This window comes from Marinomonas communis (assembly GCF_004363305.1).
Taxonomy (GTDB): domain Bacteria; phylum Pseudomonadota; class Gammaproteobacteria; order Pseudomonadales; family Marinomonadaceae; genus Marinomonas; species Marinomonas communis.
In genome coordinates this window covers 137,138-150,806 of the sequence record NZ_SNZA01000001.1, presented here as the reverse complement: position 1 = coordinate 150,806, position 13,669 = coordinate 137,138, and the positions used below count along the sequence as shown (strand labels likewise).

Below are 13,669 nucleotides of genomic sequence, written 5' to 3'. Positions count from 1 at the left end.
CGCATTTGCCGAAGCAGGCGTAGACATTCTGGCTGTCTCTGCTGACTCGAAGCAACAGTTGGAGCAACACCTAGAAAATCTCGATATCAGCTTTACTTCTTGCTTGCACCACCCAACATTCTTGAAAGGTCATTGAACCTCACTGGGCCATCTTTCAGATGATAGATAATTGAACCTTTCCACTTTGAACCCAAAATCCTCATGCCTTTTTCGATCGCACAAGGCTCGGTACAAGCATCAATAACGCTCTTACGCCCTTTTTGGTCAACTTTAACTTTAGCTTTCATACAACCCTGCAACATTATTTACTACGCGTATCGTCCAACTTGCACTGCAAAACCAAGATATTTTTGCGGAACTCGCTATACCATTATTTCAAAAAGTAACGCGCACCGTGAAGCTCAACCAAACCTCGATACAACAGGTGATCGAGGGCATTGATCACCTCCTGAGGCGGTCTAACAAGCTTCTGCGCTAAGGCGCCAGATGTTTGTCCCTCTTCTAACGCTAACAGCAACAACAGCTTTTGTTGTAATGCATCATCAGATGAATGGTTTATTTTGAAAGCGATGGCTGACATGACGTTTCTCCCTGAATGTCTCTCGATGGCGTGTGACGACTTTGCAATCGCTCAGTTGCCCAAAGCAATGACAAAGCAAGTGCCAGTAAGATAAAAGGCAACGTAGCAAACGAACTGTATTTCAGAACCACACCCAGAGTCGGCGGTACCAATGTATTGCCCACATAGGCAGTAGCCATCGATAAGCCAATAATGGCTTGAGAAGCTTTCTTACCAAATCGTATCGGTGTCAAATGCAGGGTATTAGGGAACACTGGCGCACAGCCAAAGCCGATCAACAACAAACCTAGGTTGGCCAACCCATTCTGCACCGGCAGTGCTAATAAAATCGCACCGAACACCATTAAGAAAGCCCCCATTCGAATCATGCTGGACTCACTAAATCGCTGGGCAATGGCTCCACAAACAAAACGCCCGATGGTAATGCCGCCGTAATAGATCGCTACCCAAAACGCTGCTTCTGACGCCAATGTGCCCTTTTCAGAGATCAAAAAGCTCGCCGCCCAAAGCCCCGTTCCCAGCTCAATGGAGCAATAACAGAAGAACACCAGTAACTGCAATGACACGCCATGAATCTTGAGTGCTGCACGATTTGTCACTAAGGTGTCGTGATCTTCTTCTACTTGGTTGTTCGACTGCGCGGCTTTGCGCCACAGGGGAATAGCACACAGTAGTAGAACAACTAAAGCTAATTGAGCAAGACCAATGACCCAATAACCGTCTCGCCAGCCTTCGCTCAACGTAATGTAGTTGGCCATGATCAAAGGGCCCGCGGTCGCCCCCACTCCCCAGAATGAATGGAGATAATTCATGTGCTTGGCTTTATAGTGCAATGCCACGAAATTATTTAACGCCGAGTCTACCGCCCCTGCCCCAAGTCCAAGGGGAATCGCGAGACACAAAAGCATCCATGCGATTTGACTCATAGCAAAGCCGACTAAGGCCAAAGCCGTCAAAAGCACACTGACAGACACCACAATACCAATGCCAAAGCGTCGTATCAGCCGAACGGAGAGTAAGCTAGACATTACTGTGCCAGAGCTAATGATCAGCGCAATTAATCCGGCGTATTCAACCGATGCCTCTAAGTCACGATGCATGACAGGCCAAGACGATCCCAATACCGCATCAGGCAAACCTAAACTTATAAATGCCACATAAATAATGACTAATAACAGCAACATCACTACACTCATATCCAAACGTAAGAACGCAAACGATACTGTCATTTACATCTTTTAAATAACGCAATACTGCCAAAAACTATAACAATCCTACTTTTAGCCCATGCAACATATTAAAATCGAAACCGATGCACAGGGACGAGAGCTGGCTCAACATGGTAGCCTAGACTTTCCTTGTGGCACCTACGATGAATACTTTTCACAGTTTTTTAATGAAGAAGTGCCTTGGCATTGGCATGAAGAAATAGAAGTCGTGCTCGTTGTTGAAGGCGCAACGTTAGTACAATGCGTCAATCAAGAGCGTGTGATCAGCCGAGGTGAAATGGTGTTTATTAATGCCAATGCGTTGCATCGCTTAACCCGCCACAGCGAGGAAGAGTGCCATATTTTAAATGTGGTATTCAGTCCGAAACTTCTCACCGGCCACCTCTTAGGCACCATCTACCAGAAGCACATCTTACCGATCTTACAAAGCAGTGAACTGCAAATGGTAACATTCGCACCTGATATATCCTGGCAACACCAATGCATTCAGACCATGCAAGAGGCGTTTGAGCATTGGCATCAGGAGCATTCGGACAAAGAATTTGTCTTACAAATGGCTCTAATGAAGCTCTGGCACCTGCTAGCCAGCAACATTAAACTGCCAAATTCCCATAGTAAAAACACCACTCAACAAGAAAGGCGCATTCAAGCAGCGCTTGAGTTCATCCAGCAGCATTACCGCAATGGAATTTCAGTTTATGACATCTGTAACGCCGCAAACATCAGTGAAAGCGAGGGGTATAGACTGTTTCGAAACCTACTGAACAGTACACCTACTGCTTATCTGACAGAATATCGACTACGCATGGCAGCTCAAACACTGGTTCAAACCAAACAGCCTATTTCACAAATAGCTTATGACACTGGCTTCAACTGCCCTGCTTACTTTGCCAAAAAATTCCGCCAACAATATGGCTCAACGCCGAAAGCGTTTAGACAACAGCCGCTTAAGCCGCAGCTGTAAGAATAGACATCCCCATCCGGCCGATCAGGAACACTAGCAGTACTAAAAACAGTTTGCGTATTAGGCCACTGCCATATTTCAGTGCAACGAAGGTGCCGACGATGGCGCCCATAACGTTACAGGCAGCAATGTAGAAACCTAGCTGCCACAACATATGGCCAGATGGCACGAAGAACGACAAAGCGGCGATAAAGGTACCAATATTTAATAGCTTGGAAGAAGCCGCGGCATTGAGAAAGTCGAAACCAAACAGACGTACAAACATGAAAATGAAAAAGCTGCCGCTACCTGGGCCAAATGCACCGTCATAAAAACCAATCATGCCCCCCAGAAAACAGCCTTGCAGGATTTGAAACGTGCCTAACGTTTTTTCTTGTTGGACTTGCCCTAGTTCCTTGCGCATAAAGGTATAGACCGCCATTGCAACAAGCAGGACAAACACAAGGTATTTCATGATGTGCGTTGGAATACTGGCAACGGAATAAGCGCCCACATAGGCGCACGCAAACGCGCTTAATAAACAGGGGATGATCAAACGCCATTTGATCTTTACTCGTTTTAAGAAGGTTAATGCCGAAGAGCCTGTGCCAAACAATACGGCCAGCTTATTGGTCCCTAGTACCGTTGCGACGGCGTGTTGAGGCAAGGCATGCAATAAAGCTGGGATTAATATGAGTCCGCCACCTCCTACCGCAGCATCGATTAACCCACCTAAAAACGAAAAGACTCCCAACATCAATAAATCCACTGTCACGACCGGCTACTCCTCTGATCAACGCAAGATTTAAGTTGCAAAGTACGCCACAGAAAAGATAAGTTAAAGTGACTTATAAAGACTTAATAAATCATTTAAAGTGAGCATTTAATGGAGCTGTCACAGCTAAGAATGTTTAAGACTATTGCTGATCTAGGAAGCATTGCTCGGGCTGCAGAAGAACTGCACTGTGTGCCTTCAAACATCACAACACGTATCCGTAAATTAGAAGAAGAGCTGGGGCAAGACTTGTTCGTAAGGCAAGGTCGAGGATTACGGCTTAGCCAGAATGGTCAGGTATTTCTTGAGCATGTTAATAAAATATTGATTCAGTGCGATGCTGCCAAACAAAGCATGCAGCAAGACATCCGCCCTACTGGACTATTCAAACTCGGCGCTATTGAATCCTCTGCCATGAGTCGTTTGCCAAGTTTGCTGGCCGCTTTTCATCAGGAATACCCCGATGTTCAAATCCAATTTCAGACTGACCGTTGGCCTGTGCTGCAACAAGAAGTACTGAATTTTCGATTGGATGCTGCAGTCATTGCCGCAAAGCCTACTCATCCCAATATAGGCTTTGCAGCATTGTACCAAGAACCACTCATACTCATTGCACCGGCGACACATCCCGTTATTAAATCACCGCAGGATTTAGCTGGACTCGGCTTTTTCATGTGGCCAGCGGGGTGTCCTTATCGACAAATACTAGAAGCTTGGACTCAGTCATTAGACATTCCTATCCACATCACTGATATGGCCAGTAATGGCGCTATTTTAGGCTGTGTCAGCGCTGGCGCAGGCCTTGCCATGGTGCCAAAAAGCATCTTTGACCGCTTTATTCAAAAGTCTGAAATCCAGCACTATCAGTTTGACGCGCTTACACCAGTGACAAATTACTTTATTTGGAATAAAAACGTCACCAAACATCCAGCGAAAGAAGCCTTTCTATCGCTGGCGAATCACTTGGATTTTTGAATATTTCGAAGGTAGCCGCTTAGAGCTGCTCAACTACTGCTGGTGTCAGTTTCATATAGCCTTCACCATATTGAATGTTTCGCTTGGCCGTGATTCCTATGTTGCGCTTCGCTTGCACACCTCGCTGAAGCGCAACCCGCGTGTAGTATTCCCATAGGTGTTCTTGACCAGCCATGCATTGAATAGCGCGCAGTTTAGTGTCCCAAACATCCGTGATGTCTAAAAAGGTATTCGGCTCCCAACCACATTGTTCTGTTTGGTGAGGCTCAAATGAATACACAGGGGGCGCTCCAACTATTTTCTGGCCTGGGTTATGGCCCTCTGCTTGGGCAATAATGCGTGCTTCTTGCGCAGCATGCATGGCTAACGGGTGATCGAAGTTATAAGGGTCGCGCTCTGAATGGCTCAACACAAATTTAGGCTGTAATTCACGATATACATCCACTAATTTAAATAAGATCTCATCTGAAATTCGCATGGGATAGTCGCCAATATCCCAAAACTCAATGTCCGCCCCAAGAATTTCCGCAGCAGCACGTGCTTCTTGCTCTCGAACATACTTCACTTTTTCCAACGTCATATTCGGCTGACGCCACAGCTTTGCCGATTCGCCACGCTCGCCATAGGACAGACAAATCACTTTGACTTTCCAACCCTGTTTCACATGGCTCGCAATTGCGCCGCCTGCTCGCCAAACAAAATCAGCTGAATGTGCGCTAACAACTAAGGCTGTTTTTTGACTAGACATAAATATATCGATCCTTTGTGTTTTGGTTAATTTCAAAATGTTATAACATAACAATTCAGTTTCTCATCATTAGAAATGATGTAAACCTCATCGCTTTTTGTGTAAGGCATGTTTTACAAAGGATGGCTAGTTACAGCATGAACCCAACTTCCCTACTGCCCGATGTCGCCAGTTTAAACGTCTCAGATATCGCCATTGATCAAGTCGGTATGTCAGATATCTCGCTCCCGATTCCATTCGAAATCGATCAACAAACCATCACGGCACCCACCAAAGTCAGCATTAGAGCAAATGTTAAAAACCATCAAAAAGGTCTGCATATGTCTCGAATGTACCAATCTTTGCAGGCATTAACGCAATATTCTCTGACACCAGTCACACTCAAAGAGAGTCTTCAATCGGCGTTAGAACAACAAAGAGAAGTCAACTCGGACTGTATTTTTTGTGACATAGAAACGGAGGTATTGCGTAAGCGCTCTGCGCTACATACTCAACAATATGGTTGGAATCGCTATCCAGTTAGAGTATCCGCGCGTTTTGATCATCAGACTGGGATAACTGTTTCACTGCGAGTGACCGTCACTTATTCATCAAGTTGTCCAGCATCCGCTGCGCTGTCTAGGAAAGCATTAAAAGAAGTGTTTTTGGATCAATTCCACTACGAACCAAGCAAAGTAGATAAACAGCAAATCGCACAGTGGTTGGAGCAACAAGGGACTTACGCCATCCCTCATAGCCAGCGCAGTGAAGCTGACATTACTGTAGACGTAACGGGTACGGAGTTCTCAATAGAAAATCTCATAGACCTTTGTGAGGGAGCCTTAGGAACGCCAGTTCAAACCTTCGTAAAGCGTCAAGACGAGCAACAATTTGCCATCAATAATGGTCAAAACCCAATGTTCGTTGAAGATGCAAGCAGACGCCTGATGCGAGCGTTAACTAACAACGGTTACTCGGGGCACTTAGCCATTTCACACTATGAAAGCCTGCATGGGCATAATGCTGTTGCGCAGTCTAGTTTCGGTTATAAGGACGCTTAAAAATGATAGACGTTGATTTAGTAATAAACTTAGAGCTGATTAATATTGATGTTCAGTCAAAGCAGAGTTCCATAGTCAAATCAAAATTACCCTAATGTCACAAGTCTCTCTCTCCATTGGCATCTATACAGATTCAGCAATGGCTTAAGAGTTGGCTCACACTGGGCGAGACTCAATCGCCCTTTGTGTTTCAAGCTTTTGTTGGACAAGAGTGCCGCCCCACCAGCTGTTCCAGTTACATCACGGGATGCGTAGATTTCGCTATTTGCTTTCAAACTGGACAGTAAGGTTAGAAAATTCAAGTTATTACTAAAAGCTCCTTCCACCACAGTCATATCACTTTCACCCAATAGATCAATACAATAATCAGTCATCAGCGCCACATAGACATCTGCCAACGCTGATTGCTGGCCAGGTGTTAGGCTTAAGCCTCTCGTGTCAATACGCCCTTGATACTGAGCAAAGGGACCGCCCCCAGTAGCAAAGGAAGGCAACGCAAAAACACCATTTTCCAGAATAAAGCTAATGTCATCCATGGTGCCTTCTTTATCCGAACGCAAAGCTTCCCACTCTCTCCCCCCCATAAAACGAATGGTAGGCGTGGCACGGCCAAAAGCGTCCACATTGGCAAGCATGTCTTTGTGCTCATCCAAGGAATCTAAGTCACCGTTTATCGTGGCAATCACTGTCCAGGTACCGCTGGATATCACAGTAAGCGAATCCAATGGCTTACTAATGTAAGGTACTAAGGACGCATTGGAATCATGAATACCATTAAAAATTGCGCAGCTTTTGGGCAGCCCGGTTTCTTCTGCAAGGGCAGGTAAAATGTTCCCCAACTTGGCACCTGTCTCAACCAATTGAGGGAAAAGCTTGTCCCAACCTTGCTGCTGAGAAAAATGAGAAAACTGGCAAGCGGATGGATTCCATAGATCCGTATGACATCCAAGAGAGGTCACTTCCGATACCTTTTGTCCCGACAAAAGAAAGCCCCAATATTGTGGATACAAGAGTATATCGGTCACATTGCTAAACGCTTCTGGGAACTTAGATTGCTGCCAATAAAGCTGCTTACCTAGGTTTAAACCTTGAGGCAGTAAAGGACTGAAGGTTTCAGAAAATGGCGAGCGCCACTTCTCATACTCTGTTCGGCATTGATCGATATCATCGTACTCATAATCCAACACTGGCAGCGCCAATACATCACCTGCCATACAAGCGGCGGTTGCGCCATGGGTAGTGATTGCGATACTGCCGATAAAATAAGTCGATGTAAGGCCAGCAAGGGTCTCTTTGATCCATTGCCAGATAGTCTCTACATCAACATGCGGATATATGCCCTCCTCCACAACGCCATTTGTGCGCTTTATCACCTCTTTTAAGACGCCCGTCTGAGCATCCATAAGACAGATTTTGATGTTCGTCTTGCCGATGTCCAATACCGCGACAACGCGCACTAATTGGGCATCTTGGACGTTAAACCGAAACACTTCTTGCAATGCCGTCGAAGCAGGTTCAAACGATTCAGACTTGGTCTCCATGATGTCCGCCATATATTTCCACCAGCGTTGCATCACAGGCTCTTTTGCGAGCGCGCCGGAGTCTAAGTTCTCCGCATCAAATGTTGCGTAAAGGCGACTTTCGGACTCATCCAAATAAATGTAGTAGTTCTTAATGCCATAGGATTTAAGTAGCTCTGCCAAATCTGGCCACAGCTCGTCATGACGTTTTTTGTATTCTGCTTCACATCCTTTGTGAAGGTACATTACGGATGAGTACTTCATACTTGCCTCTGACGTTTTGCTTTATACATCGAAATTAAAACCGGCAAACTCACCACAAACATCAGCATCAGACCGACAATAATCGTCATCACGATGCCTGGAATATTCACTAGCCCCATTCCAAACGTCACCATACCCATAAGTATGACCGCCAGTACCACACCACCAATCGTGCCACTGCCACCCAAGATACTGACGCCGCCTAAGACCACCATAGTAATAATGCTAAGCTCCCAGCCCATCGCAATACTGGGCCGCGTGCTGCCCAGTCGAGATGTCAGTAGTACCGCTGCTACACCAGACATAAGCCCCACCAGAACAAACAAAATCAGTTTATGACGATTTACGTTAATACCAGAATAGTAGGCTGCGTCTGGATTATTACCGATTGCAAAAGTACGGCGCCCAAAGATGGACTTATGTAGCAACCAATAGAACACCAGCGCGAAAATAATGAAGGTAACAAACTCAAAGGACACCACCCAGTACACATAGCCTTGACCAAAGAAATCAAAGCCATCTGGATAGTTTTTCAACACTTCATCGCCTAGGATAATGTAGCTAATACCGCGAAATAAGCTCATCGTACCGATCGTCACCACGATCGACGGGATCGCAAACTTTGTCACCAATAAGCCATTACACAAACCACATAAGCCACCGACCGCGATGCCTGTCACAACGACCGCATAAAGTGGCGCGCCTAGCTCAGAAACCAACCCCATGACGGTACTGCTGAGAGCAATGATTGCAGCAACGGAAATATCAATCTCACGTGCAATGATCAGCAACGCCATTGGCAGCGCGATCAAGGCTTTCTCAGTGAAATTGAACGTTGCGTCGGATAGATTCCAAGGATCTAAAAAATAAGGTGATAAAAATGAATTCAGCACACACACGCCAAATAAAATAATCACCAAAAAAGATTCCCAACGCACAAACTTATTCAGCTTACCTACAGGCAAAAAGTCAGGAACACTATTCTTTTTTGTTATTGTATTCGTAGTCATAATAACCTCTTACTTCACGGCTACAGCGGCTTGAGACGCTTCTCTATCACGCAGAATGATGCGCCCCTTAGACTTACCTGAACGAGAGTTAGCAATCACAGCAGCGATGATCACTGCACCAGAAATGGCCATCTGCCAAAACGGCGATACACCAATGACAGGTAATGCATTGTTCACGACACCGATAAACAAGGCGCCCATTACCACGCCAAAGACGCTGCCTAAACCTCCCATAATGCTGACGCCACCGATCACACAAGCGGCTACAACTTGAAGCTCAAAGCCGTTTGCGACATCCACATAAGCCACCGCAAATCGAGACACCCACAAGTAGCCGCACAAACCAGACAAGGTACCCGACACAAGAAACGCATAGAACTGCACCTTGCCAACATTCACGCCCGAGTAAAACGCCGCTGTCGGATTGCCACCAGCAGAGTAGAAATTGCGCCCCCATTCGGTGAATCGCAACAACACAAAGGCTGCGAGGATAAACAGGATGGCAAGCCAACCAAGTACCGGAATACCAAGGATCACAGCACGTGGTAAATCAATAAAGGCTGCACTCATTTGATGGGAATTGATCCAGTTACCGTCAGAGATCAGAAATGTCATGCCTCGATAAACACTCATGGTCCCCAGCGTAATCACGATAGACGGCACTTTAAGTAACCAAACAAACACACCATTAATCGCCCCTAGCAATGCGCCAACCGCCAAAGCCAGAGCAATCAGTAACGCGACAGGCAGCTCTGGATACATATTATTGGTCATTGCTACTAACATACCCGTAAATGCGACATTGGCCGCCACAGACAAATCAATACAGCGGGTCACGATCACCAACATTTGCCCTAACGCGAGAATCATAAGAATGGACGTATCATTAAAAATACTCACGATATTGCTTATGGAGACAAAGTCCTGAGCGATCAAACCAATCGCAAAAAACATCACCACCACAACGAGTGCTAGAAAGCCTTCTCGTGAATTGGCTAAAAACGGCTTCATGCTGCTACGCCTCCTGTCGCTAGGGTAACCACTTGTTCAGGTGTTGCCTCAGACCGATCCAACTCACCGACTAAACGCCCTTCACTCATCACCAATATTCGGTCAGACATGCCTAAAATTTCAGGCAGCTCAGAAGACACCATAATCACGGACAAACCTAGTTGGACTAATTCGGACATAAAGGCATGCACCGCTGCTTTAGAGCCGATATCAATACCTTTGGTCGGCTCATCAAGAATGATGACTTTAGGGTTTGTTGCCAGCCATTTAGCGATGACGACCTTTTGCTGGTTCCCGCCCGATAAATTACCAACCTGCTCATTCCAGCTCGACGTTTTTACACGCAAACGCTCCCCAAACTGGCGCGCTAAATTCATTTCATCATCTAGGTCAACACAGGCATTTTTTGACAAAGCAGAGAGCTGCGGCAAACTGATATTTTGGTAAATTGGCAACTCAAGCACGATGCCTTGCTTTTGACGCTCCTCAGGAACGTACACAATACCTTGGTTAATGGCTTCCGCCGGCGAGTTAATTGTCACGGTTTCACCATCAATGCGGATCTGCCCCGAAACACTATGATTCGCCCCAAACAGCGCTTGCATTGCTTCGGTTCGACCGGAACCGACCAAACCATATACACCTAAAATCTCGCCTTTACGTAGCGTTAAGTTAATATCGTCAAATTCAGTAGGATGGCTTAGAGACGTGACATCCAGTACCACGTCACCGATGTCCGCGTCTTGTTTGGGATAGGTGTCTTCGATACGACGCGCCACCATCATCTCGACTAAAGACTCTTCATTGGTATCGCAAATGCGCCCTTCACCGATGTAACGTCCATCACGGAAGACAGTGTAGTAGTCTGCGATACGGAAGATCTCATCAAATTTATGGGTGATAAAAAGAATGGCTTTACCGTCTGCTTTAAGTTGTTCAACTAAATCGTAAAGCTCTTGAATTTCATGGTGTGACAAGGCTGCGGTTGGCTCATCAAGTACGACGACTTTAGCGTCAATTGACAATGCCCGAGCAATCGCCACCATGTGTTTTTGACCGATACTTAAACCGCCTAAGTTGGCTTTTGGGTCGATCTCAGCATTAATCGAAGTCAGAATCTGTTGGGTGTTATCAAACATGGCTTGCCAATCCACAAAAAGGCCATGCTTACGTGGATAGTTACCTAGAAAGACGTTCTCAGCCACACTCAAGTTGTCAAAAAGCACCGTTTCTTGGTGAATCGCTGTAATACCAAGCTGGTGGGAATCCTGCGGCGAAGAAAATTGTATTGGCTTGTCATCAAAAACAATCTGACCTTCGTCAGGTTGATAGATACCCGTCATGGTTTTTACAAGGGTAGATTTTCCAGCGCCGTTCTCTCCGATTAGAGCCGTCACCTTGCCTGGATAGAGGTTTAAATTGACTTGATCAAGCGCCTTAACCCCAGGAAACAGCTTGCTGACCCCTTCAAGACGAAATATTGGGCTACCTTCACTCATAAGCTTTGCTCTTATTTTTTTAGCTAATTAAAGGATTTTGTTTTCTGATATAGCTGGGAGATATCGGCTCAGGAAACATCATCCCTGAGCCGCACCCATTAAAAGATCGACGAGAAATCATCTACATTAGACGCGTCGTACACAAATGGATCTGCCATTGCACCATTTCCCGCATTGTCTAACGATAAGCTTCCCATGCGTCCCATTGGGATTTCTGTCGCAGTGGCTTCACCTTTCACGAGGTTGTAAGCAACCGTTGTTGCTGCATATCCTAGATCGATCGGGTTCCAAATTGCGAAGTTATGAACGGCACCGCTGTGAACGTGACCCGCTAACTCTGATGGTAAGCCAAGGCCTGTTACATACACCTTACCAATCAGGCCAAGGTCAGTAATCGCTTGCGCCGCAGCCAAAATCCCGACCGTGGTGGGTGCTACGATGACATCAAGGTCTGGATGGTTTTTAATCAGGGCTTGGGCTTCACGGAAACTTTTATCTGCTAAGTCATCCCCATAAACCGTATCAACAAGCTCTAGGTTAGGAAACTCTCCTAGCGATTTTTTCATCTCGTCGATCCAAATATTTTGGTTCGTAGATGTTGGCGTTGCACTCAAGATAGCGAACTTACCTGACTGCTTACCTTTCTCCGCAATAGCATCCGCTGCCAATTTGACATTCATGCGGCCAATGAGGCTGTTGCTAGACGGATTAATATGAGCGATACGACCTTTTTCACCCACGCCTGAGTCCCAAGAAATGACTTTGATACCGCGACGCTGGGCTTTTTCCAAAGAGGGAACCAGAGCATCCGTATCGTTAGCAGAGACAGCGATCGCGTCGACGCGCTGCGCAATAAGAGAGTTGATAATTTCGATCTGACCTTCAGCGGTCGTCGTGGTAGGACCAGTGTAAATGACTTCTACGTTGCCAAGTTCCTCGCTGGCTTCTTGAGCACCTTTATACGCCGCTTCAAAAAAGCCAATACCTAGCGCTTTCACTAATAGCGCAATACGAACATCGTCTGCTGCCAACGTGTGGCTCGCGGTGAAAGTAGAACACGCCAATACAACTGATGTGATGAGTTTCTTATTCATTATTAACTCCAAGAGTGCGTTCATCACCTACCGTTCAACATGACGATATACGGTTCAGAGACGCAGTTTATTGTTTTTGTTTTGCAACCGTGATCAAGCGACACCCTGCCGACTCGATCATCTCTTTACTCTTGTTATCAATACCGTCATCGGTGATGACAATATCTATGTGTGACAGTGGACAAACGATCATACTTGAGCGACTTTGAAACTTTGCGCTATCAACCAACAGCACCCGCTGATTCGCTCGGTTAATAAGCTTCATTACCGCCTGTACAATCTGTGGATCCGTTTCCATCACACCATGAGAATTAACACCATAAGCACTGATAAATAGGTAATCAGCGTAGATATGCGCAGAAATGTCCGTCGGGAATGGACTCAAAATAATGTTCTGCTCCCGATGAATCTTGCCGCTAGGCACTGTCACACTGCATTTACTTTTCTTTATCAGCTGGTCCGCAATCACAAATGAGTTGGTGAACACCTGCAACTTTAAGTTGCGCATATGTTCTGCCATCGCGCTGGTAGTCGTACCGCCACTGATCATTATCGACATATTGTCTGACAACAGCTCTGCAGCGGCCTTTCCAATCAGTCGCTTTACATCGGCATTAATCGTTTGATTCACCGAGTAAGGACGCCCAACTAGACTCGCATCAGAAGGTGGATTAAGAGACTCAGCTCCGCCTCGCACTCGCTTCAACAAGCCCCTCTTGTCTAATAAGGTGATGTCTCTTCGAACTGTCGCTTCCGATGCCCCGAGCATTTCTACCAGCTCTGTTACCGTGACCACAGGACGATTACCCACCTCTGACAAGATCACTCTATGCCTTTCAACTTCGTGCATAAATTAACCCTCGCCATTCAATATAATTAATTTTCAATCATATTCAAGCAAAAATTGATCGAAAAATATTGAAAATGATTTATTTTGTCTTATTATAGACCCATCAATCATTCTAACCCGCTGATTGCTTA

The 13,669-nt window shown here is 45.9% G+C and carries 14 protein-coding genes; 3 read left to right on the top strand and 11 right to left on the bottom strand.

The annotated features are described in order from the left end of the window. Positions 1 to 92 precede the first annotated feature (92 nt). From C8D85_RS18150 to C8D85_RS00725, 3 genes are all read right to left on the bottom strand, one after another. Positions 93 to 203: a winged helix-turn-helix transcriptional regulator gene (locus C8D85_RS18150; protein ID WP_244936920.1), complete on the bottom strand. Its 111-nt coding sequence runs from the start codon at positions 201 to 203 to the stop codon at positions 93 to 95. A 167-nt stretch (positions 204 to 370) separates the two neighbouring features. Continuing rightward, positions 371 to 580 (bottom strand): hypothetical protein, encoded by a 210-nt coding sequence (locus tag C8D85_RS00730; protein ID WP_133559451.1) that lies wholly within the window; start codon positions 578 to 580, stop codon positions 371 to 373. Beyond that, positions 556 to 1,809, bottom strand: a complete 1,254-nt coding sequence (locus C8D85_RS00725) for an MFS transporter (RefSeq protein ID WP_244936862.1) — start codon at positions 1,807 to 1,809, stop codon at positions 556 to 558. Before C8D85_RS00725 ends, C8D85_RS00730 begins: the two co-directional genes overlap by 25 nt. 58 nt (positions 1,810 to 1,867) lie before the next feature. Between C8D85_RS00725 and C8D85_RS00720 the strand changes: the two genes are divergently transcribed. After that, the gene (locus tag C8D85_RS00720) at positions 1,868 to 2,773 is read left to right on the top strand and encodes an AraC family transcriptional regulator (protein ID WP_133559450.1); all 906 of its coding nucleotides are present in this window, start codon (positions 1,868 to 1,870) and stop codon (positions 2,771 to 2,773) included. Here C8D85_RS00720 and C8D85_RS00715 read toward each other — a convergent pair. After that, positions 2,757 to 3,527: a sulfite exporter TauE/SafE family protein gene (locus tag C8D85_RS00715; protein ID WP_133559449.1), complete on the bottom strand. Its 771-nt coding sequence runs from the start codon at positions 3,525 to 3,527 to the stop codon at positions 2,757 to 2,759. The genes C8D85_RS00720 and C8D85_RS00715 overlap by 17 nt on opposite strands. Positions 3,528 to 3,638: 111 nt before the next feature. Here C8D85_RS00715 and C8D85_RS00710 point away from each other — a divergent pair, with 111 nt between their 5' ends. Continuing rightward, on the top strand, positions 3,639 to 4,502 hold the full coding sequence (locus C8D85_RS00710) for a LysR family transcriptional regulator (protein WP_133559448.1): 864 nt from the start codon (positions 3,639 to 3,641) through the stop codon (positions 4,500 to 4,502). Positions 4,503 to 4,521: 19 nt separating this feature from the next. Here the strand turns inward: C8D85_RS00710 and C8D85_RS00705 are convergent, their stop codons facing one another. Beyond that, positions 4,522 to 5,250 (bottom strand): PIG-L deacetylase family protein, encoded by a 729-nt coding sequence (locus C8D85_RS00705; protein ID WP_133559447.1) that lies wholly within the window; start codon positions 5,248 to 5,250, stop codon positions 4,522 to 4,524. A gap of 137 nt (positions 5,251 to 5,387) precedes the next feature. Here C8D85_RS00705 and folE2 point away from each other — a divergent pair, with 137 nt between their 5' ends. Beyond that, entirely contained in the window at positions 5,388 to 6,290 is a 903-nt protein-coding gene (gene folE2, locus C8D85_RS00700) for a GTP cyclohydrolase FolE2 (protein WP_162847512.1), read from the top strand. Positions 6,291 to 6,376: 86 nt separating this feature from the next. Here folE2 and C8D85_RS00695 read toward each other — a convergent pair whose 3' ends face one another. The 6 genes from C8D85_RS00695 to C8D85_RS00670 all read right to left on the bottom strand — a co-directional run bounded on the left by C8D85_RS00695 (position 6,377) and on the right by C8D85_RS00670 (position 13,538). Next, positions 6,377 to 8,074 carry an L-rhamnose mutarotase gene (locus C8D85_RS00695; RefSeq protein WP_133559445.1) on the bottom strand — a complete coding sequence of 566 codons (1,698 nt, stop codon included), beginning with the start codon at positions 8,072 to 8,074 and terminating at the stop codon, positions 6,377 to 6,379. Next, the gene (locus C8D85_RS00690; protein WP_133559444.1) at positions 8,071 to 9,084 is read right to left on the bottom strand and encodes an ABC transporter permease; all 1,014 of its coding nucleotides are present in this window, start codon (positions 9,082 to 9,084) and stop codon (positions 8,071 to 8,073) included. The genes C8D85_RS00695 and C8D85_RS00690 overlap by 4 nt, the downstream gene beginning before the upstream one ends. 9 nt (positions 9,085 to 9,093) lie before the next feature. Further along, positions 9,094 to 10,095, bottom strand: a complete 1,002-nt coding sequence (locus C8D85_RS00685) for an ABC transporter permease (RefSeq protein WP_133559443.1) — start codon at positions 10,093 to 10,095, stop codon at positions 9,094 to 9,096. Continuing rightward, positions 10,092 to 11,594, bottom strand: coding sequence for a sugar ABC transporter ATP-binding protein (locus C8D85_RS00680; RefSeq protein ID WP_133559442.1), 1,503 nt, complete (start codon positions 11,592 to 11,594; stop codon positions 10,092 to 10,094). Before C8D85_RS00680 ends, C8D85_RS00685 begins: the two co-directional genes overlap by 4 nt. Positions 11,595 to 11,692: 98 nt before the next feature. Beyond that, on the bottom strand, positions 11,693 to 12,688 hold the full coding sequence (rhaS, locus tag C8D85_RS00675) for a rhamnose ABC transporter substrate-binding protein (protein ID WP_133559441.1): 996 nt from the start codon (positions 12,686 to 12,688) through the stop codon (positions 11,693 to 11,695). Positions 12,689 to 12,755: 67 nt separating this feature from the next. Beyond that, positions 12,756 to 13,538, bottom strand: coding sequence for a DeoR/GlpR family DNA-binding transcription regulator (locus tag C8D85_RS00670; protein WP_133559440.1), 783 nt, complete (start codon positions 13,536 to 13,538; stop codon positions 12,756 to 12,758). Between the last annotated feature and the right edge of the window lie 131 nt (positions 13,539 to 13,669).

Excerpts from the sequence above, each read along its gene's own strand:
- C8D85_RS18150 (WP_244936920.1), bottom strand. The coding sequence starts at position 203 with ATGAGGATTTTGGGTTCAAAGTGGAAAGGTTCAATTATCTATCATCTG.
- C8D85_RS00730 (WP_133559451.1), bottom strand. The coding sequence starts at position 580 with ATGTCAGCCATCGCTTTCAAAATAAACCATTCATCTGATGATGCATTA.
- C8D85_RS00725 (WP_244936862.1), bottom strand. The coding sequence starts at position 1,809 with ATGACAGTATCGTTTGCGTTCTTACGTTTGGATATGAGTGTAGTGATG.
- C8D85_RS00720 (WP_133559450.1), top strand. The coding sequence starts at position 1,868 with ATGCAACATATTAAAATCGAAACCGATGCACAGGGACGAGAGCTGGCT.
- C8D85_RS00710 (WP_133559448.1), top strand. The coding sequence starts at position 3,639 with ATGGAGCTGTCACAGCTAAGAATGTTTAAGACTATTGCTGATCTAGGA.
- C8D85_RS00705 (WP_133559447.1), bottom strand. The coding sequence starts at position 5,250 with ATGTCTAGTCAAAAAACAGCCTTAGTTGTTAGCGCACATTCAGCTGAT.
- folE2 (WP_162847512.1), top strand. The coding sequence starts at position 5,388 with ATGAACCCAACTTCCCTACTGCCCGATGTCGCCAGTTTAAACGTCTCA.
- C8D85_RS00695 (WP_133559445.1), bottom strand. The coding sequence starts at position 8,074 with ATGAAGTACTCATCCGTAATGTACCTTCACAAAGGATGTGAAGCAGAA.
- C8D85_RS00690 (WP_133559444.1), bottom strand. The coding sequence starts at position 9,084 with ATGACTACGAATACAATAACAAAAAAGAATAGTGTTCCTGACTTTTTG.
- C8D85_RS00685 (WP_133559443.1), bottom strand. The coding sequence starts at position 10,095 with ATGAAGCCGTTTTTAGCCAATTCACGAGAAGGCTTTCTAGCACTCGTT.
- C8D85_RS00680 (WP_133559442.1), bottom strand. The coding sequence starts at position 11,594 with ATGAGTGAAGGTAGCCCAATATTTCGTCTTGAAGGGGTCAGCAAGCTG.
- rhaS (WP_133559441.1), bottom strand. The coding sequence starts at position 12,688 with ATGAATAAGAAACTCATCACATCAGTTGTATTGGCGTGTTCTACTTTC.
- C8D85_RS00670 (WP_133559440.1), bottom strand. The coding sequence starts at position 13,538 with ATGCACGAAGTTGAAAGGCATAGAGTGATCTTGTCAGAGGTGGGTAAT.